The following is a 12,746-nucleotide window of genomic DNA, read 5'->3' on the forward strand; positions in this document are numbered from 1 at the left end:
ACAAGAACGTATTTATGATGACTGAAAAATTCTCTGTGACAATTTACGAATTTTAAGCGTGATAAATATTTACAAAGTAACGCATTGAGTTGTAGCGATATCATTTATTGTGTTATTGACAAAAAATCTTCCCCTACTTCGTCCTGTCTCATGAAAAAACCTCAATACTAATCGTAAAATTTGGAGAGGCATATTGGCTTCATTTTAAACCATTGGTATTATGAGACATCTATTACACAAAATCGTCTCCGACATACAGAAACAGGAACGTAAATTGTCGGCGGAGGCTTCGAGTTTTATGGACGAGGCATACAGGATGACGGTCTATCTGAAAGAGGTTCTCGCAGACATCAAAGAAGATATTATAAACGAGGGCTTCACAACATTAGAAGACGAAATCCTTTTCTTTAAGCAGATAAAACCCTCCGTTCTTGGTAAGCTCATCTATTATAACAAAGTGTTTAGAATTGAAACTGCCTGCCCAGCAAGCAATGGAAATATGTATGAGAGCTATTTTGCCATGCACCTGCGTGAATTGAAACTGGAATATACCGAGCATGTCTGCAATTCCGATTTTTACCGCTATTACCGTTCGGGCAGAACTGACCGAGATGAACAATACTTTACTCTTGGCAAAATCAACTGCTATGACGGGCTGAACAGCTTTGTATTTGAAATCGACACCAAATTTTCGACCTACTTTGATTACAAAGTGGCGAAAATCATAGCCAACGAATTAATCTATAACTACCTAACGACAAAGCTAAGCCCCGAACAAAATCCCGATGTACTGCTACAACACGGAGAAACAAAAGACTTCTTTTGGACACAGACAAAAAATGCCCTTATCGAATTGGTTTATGCACTCTACGCCTGCGATGCCATTTCGCACGGGAAAATAGGCATCCGCAAAATCAGCATGGTATTCCAAATCCTGTTCCGTATCTCGCTGAACGACATCCATAACAGCTTCCACCGGATGAAAACCCGTGCAGGCTCACGGACGTTGTTTTTAGACCAACTCAAATACAGCTTAGAGGAATATATGGACAGGGAAGACAACTTGTAATTTTGTCTTCTCTTTCCATCAAAAAGGACAGCATCAATCGGTGCTGTTTTTTTTTGCCCGTTTGCCTATATGTGTCTATCGGCAAATCCATTGATTTGGATGCCGACCGATTGACCAAAAGTGCGAAAAGCTCCTAAAAACAGCACTTTACATGAATTGTAAAAAAATGAAAAAAGTGCCTTTTTGATAGACACGTATCGGAAGACAGCCTGCGCCAATCGCTCCAATTTTGTGGTGTTAGAAATCATTAAAAGTATTTGTTATGAACATCGACAGAATGGAATTTATCGCATGGATGGAACGTATAATGGAGCGTTTCGATATTTTGAAAGAGTACGTCCTAAACATCAAGAAAGAACGGCACAGCATAGACGGCGAGGAACTACTGGACAACCAAGACCTGCTCCTCATGCTGAAAATCAGCCACCGTTCCCTGCAACGATACCGCTCCACGGGCAAGCTACCGTATTACACCATTAGCGGAAAACTGTACTACAAACTATCTGATGTACACCAGTTCATCAGGGAAAGTTTCAAAGCACCTATACGGCGTACAAAAGAAAACCGATGACAAACCCTACCACGAAAAGACAGGTACGGCTATGCCGTACCTGCTTCGCCTACTTTCGGGCAATATAATCTTTAAATAATCAATATCATGAGCGAACAGACAATTGAAAATCCACAGCAATATCCCGAACAGCTTTCGGATGTGCTGTTGGTGATGGACAAGGAAAAAAAGAAAATCCAAGCGGTCACGGGTGTTGACGAAAACGGCAATCTGAAAACCGTTGATGCCACCAAGAAGAACCAAAGCCAATTTATGCGGGTTGAGAGAGCCGGAGATTTATTTACAAATTTCTTCTCCAACTTTTGGCGACAGCTTAAAGACCCGACCCATTTTTCATTCTTCAAAGTACCTGCAAAGGAAGCGGTCGAAACCGCCAAAGAAATGCAGAAACAGGTCGATGCCCCCACCAAAGAGGGCGAGGCTGTCATGGCAAAGCATGAGGTCAAAGAGCCAAAGGAGCAACAACAGGAAACCAAAAAGGATGTGGAAGCACCACAGGCGACACCGGAAGCGCAGCAATCACAGGAGAAGAACGAATACCGCTATAAGGCGGAAGATGTGGACTGGAATTATTTAGCGCAATTTGGGATAAACAAAGAGAGGCTTGAAAAAGACGGGCAATTGGATTTGCTGTTAAAGGGCTACAAGACCAATAAGGTATATCCCACAAGTGTCAATTTCGGTACGGTTGTCATGCGCTCGGATGCAAGGCTCGGTTTCAAAGACGGTGAAGACGGAAAACCTGTACTTATGATGTACGGTGTACGCCATGAACCCAACCTTAAACCCCCTTTCTTTGGTCACGAGTTTACCAAAGAGGACAGGGAAAACCTGCTCAAAACCGGAAACATGGGGCGTGTGGTGGAATTGACCAACCGCAAGACAGGCGAAAAGATACCGTCCATTATCAGTATCGACCACCTAACGAACGAAGTTATCGCATTCCGGCAGGACAGGATAAAAGTACCCGATGAGATTAAGGGCGTAAAGTTGACCGAAGACCAAAAACGGGATTTAAAAGATGGGAAAGCCATTTATTTAGAGGGGTTGGATTTTAAGAACAGTACGAACAAAAATGCCCATGTACAGTTCAACGCCGACAAAAAATATCCAGAGTACCTTTTTGGCGATAAAGCCCCCAAACAGACACAGGAAAACGACCCGAAAATATTCCGCAACAAAGTGTTTTCGGATGAACAGTACAAGCAACTCACCGAGGGCAAGACGATTTATGTTTCGGATTTCAAGGACGGAAAAGGAAACCCGTATAAAGGCTACGTTACGCTGAACAAAGAAACAGGGGGTTATAATTTCAGCTTTAAAAACCCCAATGCGCTGAAAAATAAGGTACAGCCTGCCGAAGCGCACAAAACACAGGTTGCCGTAAACTCCAACGGAAAAACCAACGAAGCGACCAAACACGTCAACGAGCCTCTGAAACCGGAACAACAAACGCCGAAAAATAAAACTCAACAGCAACGGCAAAATGACCCCAACCGTCCGGCTAAATCCAGAGGGGTAAGAAGATAATACCATCAAAAAACATTTTTCTTTGGAAATCCCCTTTCACAGAATACGAATGGGGTTCTCAAAGAGAAATGTCCATCATATAATCCATTAAAAGAGATAGTATCATGAAAGCAATCATTGCAGAAAAGCCAAGTGTGGCGAGGGAAATAGCTACCCTGTTGGGAGCGACCGAAAAACGGGATGGCTACCTAACAGGGAACGGCTATGAAGTTACGTGGGCATTGGGGCATCTGGTCGGACTGGCGATGCCCGAAGATTACGGGGTATCGGGCTTCCAAAGGGAAGCCCTGCCCATATTGCCCAACCCTTTTTTACTGACGGTACGAAAGATTAAAAAGGACAAAAGCTATGTTCCCGATAACGGGGCATTAAAACAGTTAAATATTATCGAACAGGTCATCGGCAGATGCGATAGTATTATCGTGGCTACCGATGCCGGACGTGAGGGGGAACTCATCTTTAGGTATATCTATGAATACCTAAAGTGCCGGAAACCTTTCGAACGTTTATGGATAAGCTCGCTCACGGAAAAGGCGATTAAACAGGGTTTTGACAACCTAAAAGCCGGAAGCGATTTTGACGGGCTATACAGAGCCGGACAAGGACGGAGCAAAGCCGATTGGCTTGTGGGCATCAATGCCTCGCAGGCGTTGAGCATTTCGGCAGGGCGTGGCGTTTACTCGCTTGGTAGAGTACAAACGCCTACGCTTGCCCTCATCTGCAAGCGGTATTTGGAAAACAAAGACTTTGCCGTCAAGAAATACTTTCAAATCCAGTTGGAACACCGCAAAGAATTTACGGACTTTAAGAGCCTTTCCAAAACCAAATGGGATGACAGGAAACTTGCTGACGATACGCTAAAATCCATTCAGCGTAACGGAACAGCGACCGTTACGGCAATGGAAACCAAAACAGTTACGGAGCAACCGCCTTTACTGTTCGACCTTACGGGGTTGCAGAAAGAAGCCAATAAAAGAGCATCCTATACTGCCGAGGAAACATTGAACATTGCCCAAAGCCTGTATGAAAAGAAGTTTATCACCTATCCACGTACAGGGAGTAAATATATTCCCGAAGATATGTGGTCGGAAATCCCTGCACTGGTAAGGAATTTGGAAGCCCGTGCTTCCTGCAAAAAAGCGGTCGGAAAAGTGAAATGGGGGCGTTTCAATAAACGCATAGTGAACGATGTAAAAGTAACAGACCACCACGGTCTGTTGATTACCGAGAAAATCCCATCCGAATTAACAGCGCATGAAAATGTTATCTATGATATGATTGCGTACCGCCTACTGGAAGCCCTTTCGTCTGCCTGTACCAAAGAAATAACCGACATCGGATTGCAGGCTTTTCACTATGATTTTACACTGAAAGGGTGTAAAATCATAGAAGCCGGCTGGCGTGGCATCAAGGGAAAATTCACGGATGAGGACAGCGACCCTGTGCAGGAACTGCCGGAATTAAAGGTGGGCGATGAGCTGAAAATCAAAGTGGCATCCGTACTGGAAAAGATAACCAAACCGCCTGTGCTTTATACCGAGGCAGGTCTGTTGTCCGCAATGGAAAATGCCGGAAAAGAGATTGACAACGAGGACGAACGGAAAGCCCTAAAAGACATCGGCATCGGTACACCTGCCACAAGAGCCTCCATTATAGAAACGCTTTTTAAGAGGGATTACATTCGGCGTGAAAAGAAATCCCTAATCCCTACCCATAAGGGATTGCAGGTTTACGGGGCGGTTAAGGACAAAAAGATTGCGGATGTAGCCATGACCGCCGAATGGGAAATGGCTTTGCAGAAAATCGAGAACAACGATGCAAATGCAGATGCTTTTCACCGTGATATGGAAACCTATGCCACTTTCATTACACGGGAACTTTTGGACACGGGCATTGCCAAAGAAAAGCAACCCGAACTGACGTGCCCTAAATGCAAGAGCCGTCAGCTATTGGTTTGGAACAAAGTTGTAAAATGCCCCGATGAGGCTTGTGGTTGGCTTCAATTCCGTATTGTGTGCGGAGTGCCGTTGAGCGTTGCCGACATAGAAAGCCTTGTGACCAAAGGAAAGACCAATCTTATCAAAGGCATGAAAAGCAATTCGGGCAATAAATTCAATGCCTATATCGTCATGAACGATAAAGCCGAAACCTCCTTTGAATTTGAGAACAGGAAACCAAAAAGGAAATAAATATTTTGTTTTTTCTGGACGGCATACAGCGTGAGGGATAGAAGCGACATCCTTTTGCGGTCCTGCAAGATCCGCAAATGATACAGCGGATAGCCCGACCCATCTGCATTTCTTTGATTGCCCGTTATATTGTGGTAAAATGCAGACGGTGGCACGCCTACAGAACCGATAGGCTTAACTGAATTTCAAACAACTAACGTACAAAGGTAGCTTATCTAAAAATGCAGTGTTTTGTAAACCAGTTTAATTCATTTTTTTATATTTTTGTCTGAATAAACATATGATATGGATATGGGCTGTTGTGCTTTCTTTATAAAATGGTGGACTGTTATCTAAGCGGTAGACAGTCTAAAAATTATCTTAAAATCTCCATAATATTCTTGGGTCATCAACTGATGGTTAACCTTTGCTGTTCCTCTTTGGAGTAGTCTGGTTATTTATTTCTGTTGGATAATACTGTCTATCGCTCCTCGCGATTTCTATTCAGTTCAATAATTATTCAAAGAAATATTTTATGAAAAAGCGTAGCCTACCCGTAAGGTTTACGGGGCAACACTTTACAATTGATACCATCCTGATAAATGACGCCATTCGATTGGCAGAGATACAAAAAGGAGATGTCGTTTTAGATATTGGTGCCGGTTCTGGATTTTTGACGGTACATTTGGTCAAACATTCTACAAATGTCATAGCAATTGAGAACGATAACCGTTTAGTCTCTGAATTACGGTCAAAATTTAGGGTTAATAAAAATGTTACCATAATCGGGCTGGACTACAGAAAGTTTTCAGTGCCACAAAAAAACTTTAAAGTGGTGTCCAATATACCTTTTGCGTTAACTTCTGAAATTCTTAAGTCCCTAATGTACACCAATATTGAGTTTTTTAAGCAAGGGTGCTTGATAATGCAATTTGAGTCTGCTAAAAAACTTGTTAGGAAAAAGTATTTTAATCCGTATACAGTTTTCTACCACACATTTTTTGAGGTGAGATTTATTTATGAAATTAATCCCGAAAGCTTCATGCCACCACCAACTGTAAAATCAGCTTTAGTGAAAATCGGCAAAAAGAAATGTACGGATAATATTGGTGCCGAAATGAAGGAAAAATATCTCAGCTTTCTTCATTTTATGATGAGGTTCCCCGATTTACCCTCAAAAACTGTTTTAAAGAAACTGTTCAGAAAGCAACAGGTTAGAGAGCTTGCAGAGAGTTACGGTCTGGTGTTGGACAAACCCGTATTCTCAATGTCTGCTGAGCAATTTTTGGGCTGTTTTGTGAGCATGTTGACACTTGTTCCGATTGATTACCACCCTAATCTTCTTTAAAATATGGTCAACGCTGAATCTTTTGGTTCAGCGTTGTTTTTCTATTAGATTTGAAAGTAGTTTAAAAACCTTTAGCTTTCGTACTATTTTTCGTCCTGCTCGTCCATTTTCTTGATGAGTATATCCCGAAGCGTATCAAGGAATTTTGTACGGTTCATCTTCCGGTTTCTAAGTTCCAAATAAGTCTGATAGAAATTGCCCAAATTGATGCCGAATACACTTTCAAAATATTGGGCTACTTCTCTTATGTCGTTGTTCCCGTTGTCAAACACATTTTGATAATGCAGGGCATAAATCAGTTCTATCAAGGCTACTTTGCTACCTGTCCATTTCAGCCTCTTTTGGGCTTTTGATTTGTTCTTTTGGAACCTGTGGTATAACTGGTCTTCGATGTAGACCTGTATCAAATCGTTGGCTATTATCTTGGCAACCTTGTAATCATGTGATGTAGAAAAATTGTGGTCTGACTGGAAATAATAAGTGTCCAACCATAGCTTTATATCGTGGTTACCCCTTAAAAACATTTTCTCGTCGAGGAACGAGTTATTGCTACGGTAGTACTTGTAAAAATCGAGGTTGTTGTCAAAGAACCTTTTTAGCTTTTTCAGTTCTTTGTTAAGGTATTTCCTTATGGGCTTTGTTCCATAAGGCTTTTTTGTTTCGATTTTGTAGATGGCATTGTAGTAAATGAGCTTGGCAACAATGGCAGGTTTCTGATATTTGAAAAAACGGATTTCTTCATCGGTGTTTTTAAAACCTCTTTTCAGAACGTATGCTTTCAGTTCGGACAGGCATCCGAGGATAAGATGGATCACCGCTTCTGTCCGCTGAATAGAACAGTCCGCTTCAATCTCCATTGTGTCGATTGCCGTTTCGAGTTTAGATATTATTCCATTGTAAAAATTGTCCATTCAGTGGTTTATGCATTAATTCGTTATCAAAAGCTATTTTATCCTTTCACAACGGTATCCCAAACCGACCACAGTTTGTATGATATCTCTTATTTTAATTTCAGTGCGGTTAGCTTCAACTCTAAGAATATTATCTTCATCTTCAAGGTCAAAGTTAATTTTGTAGACATTATTGTATTTTGCTAAAAGGAATTTTATAATCTTACAGGCGTTTTTTTCATCCCGTACATCTGTTTTAAAAATTTCTACTGTTTTCATGTTTCTGTTTATCAGACCGGGGGTTCGAAACAACTTCAATAGCAACTTATTTATCTCAAGGATGAATGGACAAAATAGAAGTTACAAACAAAACCCCTGTATGCAAATTCATGTAGCTTTTTCGTCTAAATTCAGTGCCATTACAAAAAAGTCGAATTTCTGAGAACCAATGTTTTGTGAATACTGACTTATTTTCTGATAGCCCTTTTTGTGATAAAAATTTATTGCCTTTTGATTCTCTTTTAATACAGAGAGCCAAATACGCTGATATTTCAAAGCAATTATTTCTTGCATTAAAATTTTATGCAGTTCCTTACCGATTCCTTTGCTTATAAATTTTTTTACGACATAAATCTTATCAAGATAGCACGTTTTTGGTGGGATTATCAATTGGCTTGTGAAGTCCAGTTTAACTTTCGCATAACCAACAGGAATGCTATCGTAGAAAGCAATCCAATAAATGGATTCCGCTTTTAGTATACTGTCGTGAATCCTTTTTTCCGAAAAAATGTCTTCCAAGTAATCCAACAGGTCGTTCTTGTCGTTGAAAAAAGACTCAAACGTATCTGAAAATGTTATACGTCCCAATTTTGAAATAGTTATCACGTCATCTATGTCGGCTTTTCTAATATTTATCATAAGTAAGTATGTTTAAAATGGTTGCTTTTTCTATCGTATGAAGTTCATGGGATAGGCTGGTACAATTTGACCTTTTAGGATTTTTTGAAGTTTGGAAGCCATAAGCCTTTTTGTTAAAGGCTTGAGATAATCGAGGTAGAGAACTCCCTCGGTATGGTCGTATTCGTGCTGTATCATTCGCGCGGTCGTTCCACTGAATGTACGGATTTGCTTTTCAAAATTCCGATTATAATATTCAATCGTTATCGCCCAATTCCGCTTTACTTTGTAGAATAAATTTGGAATACTTAAACAGCCCTCTTCGTCATCCCAAAGCTCTTCAGACCGTTGGATGATTTTGGCATTGATGAAAGTTTCCATTATGCCTTTATCATCTTGGGGGAAATAAAACTTTCTGTCTTCTTCTCCGAGGTTGTCAAAAGTGGATTTGCTGTCCACGATAAACAATCTAATTGGAAGTCCTATCTGTGGTGATGCCAATCCGCAACCATTGGCATTTTCCATCGTTTCCCACATATCGGCAATTAATTTATCCAATTCAGGATAATCCTTTTCGATGTAGTTGCATTTCTGTTTTAAGATATGGTGTCCGTATGCTAAGATGGATCGTTTCATTATTCTTTGGATTTTTCAACAAATTTCTAAAGAATAAACATGGTAGGCAATGAACCTATGTTAAGTATTTGCGCACGGATTCCGTTGATTTTCAACGATGTTCGTGATTGCTATGCAATTTGCCTGCGTATCCGGCTCAAAGCCTGTGGTGTTATCCCGATATAGGAAGCAACGTATTTTAATGGAATAAATTTTAAAATATCGGGTTGTTCATTGAACAGGTTTAGATACCTTTCTTTTGCCGTATGTTTTAAAAGCGATAATTCTCTTTTGCTTTTTTGCAAAAACAGTTTCTCCGACACAAAACGCCCTAAATAGTTTCCTGCTTTGGTCTCTGCATATACTTTTTGCAAATCATCATAAGATATTTGCCAAACCACGGTTTCCGTCAATGCCTGCAATTCGTATTCAGATGGTGTCTGGGTCAGGAATGAATTGTAAGCACAGGTAAATTCTTTATCAAAACAGAAATTAAAAGTCAGTTCGTTTTCATCATCTGGAATATAAAATCGAACGATGCCTGTTTCTACAAAGGAAAGGTATTTTTCTGTTTCGCCCTGTCGTGTGATGGTTTCGTTTTTGGCAAAAACCCTCCTGTCAAAGTGGGAAGCTATAAATTCCCATTCTGTTTCCTGCAATTTTAGTATCCGCTCGTAGTATTCTCTGATGTGCCCCATAAAAATAATCTCTTTTCAGTTCCTTTCTTGAAAAAGAAAATACAAATTTAATGTTTTTATAAAAAACCGTTTTTTGTGTGGATATCTCATAACGTGCCACCTATTGCCAATACGGTGTGCTTGTTGCACAACCTAAAGTAATCAAAAAATCGTAAATTAACCTATGCAAGGACGCAAGCAGTTTACGCCCCAATTATTTTATCAGACAAGTTTGGAAAGCCTGGTTCCCAAAGACAATTTTTACCGGATCCTACTGACAACATTAGACCTTCACTTCCTGTATTCTTCCACAGGTAAGTATTATGGTAGTGAAGGTCAGGAAAGCATAGATCCCGTGGTATTCTTTAAGATCCTTCTTGTGGGTTACCTCAACAACATCAATAGCGATAGGGCTTTGCTGCGCTTTTGTGCCGATAGCCTAAGCATCCGCCTGTTTTTGGGCTATGATCTCAATGAGGAATTGCCCTGGCACTCCACCATCTCCAGAACGAGGAAATTATATGGCGAGGAGGTCTTTCTGGATCTCTTCCGTAAAGTGCTTTACCTGTGCATCGAAAAAGGAATGGTCCGTGGTAAGCGTCAGGCAGTAGACTCAGCCTTTATCAAGGCCAATGCCAGTATGGATAGTTTATTGGAGAAAGAGGTACTGGAAGATGCCTCTGCTTTTGTGAACGAACTGGAAGAGAACAGCGAATATAAAGTAACCAGCGAAAGGAAAAAACTGGTAGAGCGCCACCATGCATGGAAAAAGGAAGCTTATAAGGATATGCCGGCAAATAGCAATAGCCAGCGCAAAGATGAAGATGGCGAAGAGATCCGTCCCAAATACCTGAGCAACCATACGCATTACTCTCCTACAGATCCTGATGCTAAAATATCTACTAAACCGGGGAAACCAAGACAATTGAATTATGCTGGTCAATTGGCGGTAGACGATGCCCATCACGTAATCACCGGAGCCTGTGCCAGTACGGCAGGCAGTAAGGACAGTACCATCCTGCATGAAATATTAGACCAAACGATCAGCAATTTCCATGCGCATGAAATGGAAATGGAAGAGCTTATAGCCGATGCAGGTTACAGCAGCGGAGAAGCATTGCAATATCTGGAAGACAAAGGTATAAATGCCTGGATCCCCAATTTTGGTCAATACAAAGCCGAAAGAGCAGGTTTTACCTACAACACGCTCCTTAACCGATACGAATGCCATAAGGCGGACGGAAATAAAGCTATTCTGCTTTTTAAAGGAACCAAAACCGATAGTAAGGGCTATAGCAAACATATTTACCGGAGCAGCGAAAGGGACTGTGGGAATTGTCCTTTGCGAGCGGAATGCTGTGGTAAGGTCAGCCGTTTCAAAAAGCTTGATGACAGTATCCATAAACCACTTTACGACAAGATGCATCAAAAGCTCAGCCAGAACAAAGCTTACCATCGTAGATTGGTAAAACGCCGGAGTTCCACGGTAGAGCCGGTTTTGGGAACCCTGCTCAACCACCACAACATGAAACGGTTGAACAGCCGCGGGATGGCACAGGCGAACAAGCATGTGCTAATGGCAGCGCTATGCTATAATTTGAAGAAATACCTGAAGTTTGAACGTAAAAAGCCTCAATTATTAGCTTTGGCCAAGGCAAAGCTTTGTTTCTTCAAAAAGAGATTGTATCTGCTTGTTTTTAGCCGATAACGGCTTCTTTAAAAATCCAAAACCTAAATTCTTTTTTAAAACAAACCTCGCTTAAAAAGACTTAAACAAGGTCTGATATTTTGTGTTTTCTTGGAAAATTGGGGTTGTGCAACAGTTACCGGTGTTATGTGCATACCTTTTTGGCAAGTCGTTTAGTGTCGCATACTAAACAATTTAATACACAACGGAATAAGTCCGATTGAAACAGCTATGAAAATGGCAACTCTCACATAGTTGAGTGTCTGCCAAAGTGATGTTCTGCTGATTAAGTCTTTGGCTAATGACGGATTTTCTGCTACTTTTTGAAAGTCAATGATGTTGGGTGCAAAATAGGAAAGTGTCCAAACCCTCGCTGCAAAATGAACGGCAAACAAAATCAATAACCAATTTCTTACAGGGTCAATTTTCCAACAAAAAATAATGGCAAGTATGAAAGTTAATTCGTGTAGTGAATGGAAAACTATCCAAAAAAATTTCAAACTTGCTCCTTGTCCGTCTAACAAAAATTTAAAGTTACCGGGTGGTGAAGCCGTCCATTTCGGAACAAAAACAAGAGTTTCAAAAATCTGTGCCCCATTCATTAAAAAATAAATGAGGGTCGTAATGCAAAGCCATAGTTCGGCTCTTGTTAAGTATGTTGCTGTTATATTTTCCATTTTTCCCATTTTATTTATTGTTTAAATTATCTGTTGTTTCATTCATTATGGTGGTTGCTTCTACAAAGTATCGTTCAATGATATGGATTTCTTTTTCAGAAAACGAATTGATAAGAGCTGTCGTTCTTTGTTGCAGTTCATTGAAAATCGGTTGTAAAAGTTTCATACTATTTTCAACATTCGGAATGATAATTACCTTTCGCCTGTCGTCTTTTGTAAACTGTCTTTTCAATAACTTTTTCTTTTCCAAACGGTCAATTAAACCTGTAACCGCACCTGTTGTAAGTCCTGTCAGTTTAGCAATTTCGCCTGCGGTTAATTCTTTGTGTTGAAGTATTAGTCCTAAATACTTGTGGTCTGCTCCTGATAAACCTGCCTTTCGTGCAATGGCTTCGTGCATAAAAATGGAAGCATCAGAATACTGTCGGCTTGCAGTTCTGAATTTTTCAATTATGCTGTTTGGTTGCTTTTCTCTCATATTCTAAATATCTTAGTTACAAAGATAAATAGTTTCTAAACAATAATCCAAGTGTTTTGAACAGACTTTTTAGAAATGTTGGAAAATGTTGGTCGGTTGAAGGTCTGTGCGGTGGTTGATCAAGGTTGCACATAACTTT

General features: G+C 40.5%; 13 protein-coding genes. 6 read left to right on the plus strand and 7 right to left on the minus strand.

The window, feature by feature from the left end:
- The first annotated feature begins 220 nt into the window (after positions 1-220).
- From PEDSA_RS08210 to erm, 5 genes are all read left to right on the plus strand, one after another.
- The gene (locus PEDSA_RS08210; RefSeq protein WP_013632690.1) at positions 221-1,069 is read left to right on the plus strand and encodes an RteC domain-containing protein; all 849 of its coding nucleotides are present in this window, start codon (positions 221-223) and stop codon (positions 1,067-1,069) included.
- Positions 1,070-1,331: 262 nt separating this feature from the next.
- Complete coding sequence (locus PEDSA_RS08215) at positions 1,332-1,640, plus strand: helix-turn-helix domain-containing protein (protein WP_013632691.1); 309 nt, start codon at positions 1,332-1,334, stop codon at positions 1,638-1,640.
- An 87-nt stretch (positions 1,641-1,727) separates the two neighbouring features.
- Positions 1,728-3,170 carry a DUF4099 domain-containing protein gene (locus PEDSA_RS08220; RefSeq protein ID WP_013632692.1) on the plus strand — a complete coding sequence of 481 codons (1,443 nt, stop codon included), beginning with the start codon at positions 1,728-1,730 and terminating at the stop codon, positions 3,168-3,170.
- 104 nt (positions 3,171-3,274) lie between these two features.
- The gene (locus PEDSA_RS08225) at positions 3,275-5,359 is read left to right on the plus strand and encodes a type IA DNA topoisomerase (protein WP_013632693.1); all 2,085 of its coding nucleotides are present in this window, start codon (positions 3,275-3,277) and stop codon (positions 5,357-5,359) included.
- Positions 5,360-5,873: 514 nt separating this feature from the next.
- On the plus strand, positions 5,874-6,686 hold the full coding sequence (gene erm, locus PEDSA_RS08230; RefSeq protein WP_013632694.1) for a 23S ribosomal RNA methyltransferase Erm: 813 nt from the start codon (positions 5,874-5,876) through the stop codon (positions 6,684-6,686).
- A gap of 83 nt (positions 6,687-6,769) precedes the next feature.
- Here the strand turns inward: erm and PEDSA_RS08235 are convergent, their stop codons facing one another.
- From PEDSA_RS08235 to PEDSA_RS08255, 5 genes are all read right to left on the minus strand, one after another.
- On the minus strand, positions 6,770-7,597 hold the full coding sequence (locus PEDSA_RS08235) for an RteC domain-containing protein (protein ID WP_013632695.1): 828 nt from the start codon (positions 7,595-7,597) through the stop codon (positions 6,770-6,772).
- Positions 7,598-7,630: 33 nt separating this feature from the next.
- Positions 7,631-7,855: a hypothetical protein gene (locus tag PEDSA_RS08240; RefSeq protein ID WP_013632696.1), complete on the minus strand. Its 225-nt coding sequence runs from the start codon at positions 7,853-7,855 to the stop codon at positions 7,631-7,633.
- A 108-nt stretch (positions 7,856-7,963) separates the two neighbouring features.
- The gene (locus PEDSA_RS08245) at positions 7,964-8,494 is read right to left on the minus strand and encodes a GNAT family N-acetyltransferase (RefSeq protein ID WP_013632697.1); all 531 of its coding nucleotides are present in this window, start codon (positions 8,492-8,494) and stop codon (positions 7,964-7,966) included.
- Positions 8,495-8,524: 30 nt separating this feature from the next.
- Complete coding sequence (gene def, locus PEDSA_RS08250; RefSeq protein WP_013632698.1) at positions 8,525-9,109, minus strand: peptide deformylase; 585 nt, start codon at positions 9,107-9,109, stop codon at positions 8,525-8,527.
- A 110-nt stretch (positions 9,110-9,219) separates the two neighbouring features.
- Positions 9,220-9,786 carry a Crp/Fnr family transcriptional regulator gene (locus tag PEDSA_RS08255; RefSeq protein WP_013632699.1) on the minus strand — a complete coding sequence of 189 codons (567 nt, stop codon included), beginning with the start codon at positions 9,784-9,786 and terminating at the stop codon, positions 9,220-9,222.
- 163 nt (positions 9,787-9,949) lie between these two features.
- Between PEDSA_RS08255 and PEDSA_RS08260 the strand changes: the two genes are divergently transcribed.
- Positions 9,950-11,473 (plus strand): IS1182 family transposase, encoded by a 1,524-nt coding sequence (locus PEDSA_RS08260; RefSeq protein ID WP_013632700.1) that lies wholly within the window; start codon positions 9,950-9,952, stop codon positions 11,471-11,473.
- Positions 11,474-11,625: 152 nt separating this feature from the next.
- On the opposite strand, the gene PEDSA_RS08265 is transcribed toward PEDSA_RS08260, so the two are convergent.
- On the minus strand, positions 11,626-12,129 hold the full coding sequence (locus PEDSA_RS08265) for a hypothetical protein (RefSeq protein ID WP_041537358.1): 504 nt from the start codon (positions 12,127-12,129) through the stop codon (positions 11,626-11,628).
- Positions 12,130-12,139: 10 nt separating this feature from the next.
- Positions 12,140-12,607 (minus strand): MarR family winged helix-turn-helix transcriptional regulator, encoded by a 468-nt coding sequence (locus tag PEDSA_RS08270; RefSeq protein WP_013632702.1) that lies wholly within the window; start codon positions 12,605-12,607, stop codon positions 12,140-12,142.
- Positions 12,608-12,746 lie beyond the last annotated feature (139 nt).

The organism is Pseudopedobacter saltans DSM 12145 (assembly GCF_000190735.1).
GTDB classification, from domain to species: domain Bacteria; phylum Bacteroidota; class Bacteroidia; order Sphingobacteriales; family Sphingobacteriaceae; genus Pseudopedobacter; species Pseudopedobacter saltans.

What these genes read in the sequence shown, in the direction of transcription:
- PEDSA_RS08255 (WP_013632699.1), bottom strand. Translation starts at nt 9,786, where the DNA reads ATGGGGCACATCAGAGAATACTACGAGCGGATACTAAAATTGCAGGAA.
- PEDSA_RS08210 (WP_013632690.1), top strand. Translation starts at nt 221, where the DNA reads ATGAGACATCTATTACACAAAATCGTCTCCGACATACAGAAACAGGAA.
- PEDSA_RS08220 (WP_013632692.1), top strand. Translation starts at nt 1,728, where the DNA reads ATGAGCGAACAGACAATTGAAAATCCACAGCAATATCCCGAACAGCTT.
- PEDSA_RS08215 (WP_013632691.1), top strand. Translation starts at nt 1,332, where the DNA reads ATGAACATCGACAGAATGGAATTTATCGCATGGATGGAACGTATAATG.
- PEDSA_RS08265 (WP_041537358.1), bottom strand. Translation starts at nt 12,129, where the DNA reads ATGGAAAATATAACAGCAACATACTTAACAAGAGCCGAACTATGGCTT.
- PEDSA_RS08240 (WP_013632696.1), bottom strand. Translation starts at nt 7,855, where the DNA reads ATGAAAACAGTAGAAATTTTTAAAACAGATGTACGGGATGAAAAAAAC.
- PEDSA_RS08260 (WP_013632700.1), top strand. Translation starts at nt 9,950, where the DNA reads ATGCAAGGACGCAAGCAGTTTACGCCCCAATTATTTTATCAGACAAGT.
- PEDSA_RS08225 (WP_013632693.1), top strand. Translation starts at nt 3,275, where the DNA reads ATGAAAGCAATCATTGCAGAAAAGCCAAGTGTGGCGAGGGAAATAGCT.
- PEDSA_RS08270 (WP_013632702.1), bottom strand. Translation starts at nt 12,607, where the DNA reads ATGAGAGAAAAGCAACCAAACAGCATAATTGAAAAATTCAGAACTGCA.
- PEDSA_RS08245 (WP_013632697.1), bottom strand. Translation starts at nt 8,494, where the DNA reads ATGATAAATATTAGAAAAGCCGACATAGATGACGTGATAACTATTTCA.
- def (WP_013632698.1), bottom strand. Translation starts at nt 9,109, where the DNA reads ATGAAACGATCCATCTTAGCATACGGACACCATATCTTAAAACAGAAA.
- erm (WP_013632694.1), top strand. Translation starts at nt 5,874, where the DNA reads ATGAAAAAGCGTAGCCTACCCGTAAGGTTTACGGGGCAACACTTTACA.
- PEDSA_RS08235 (WP_013632695.1), bottom strand. Translation starts at nt 7,597, where the DNA reads ATGGACAATTTTTACAATGGAATAATATCTAAACTCGAAACGGCAATC.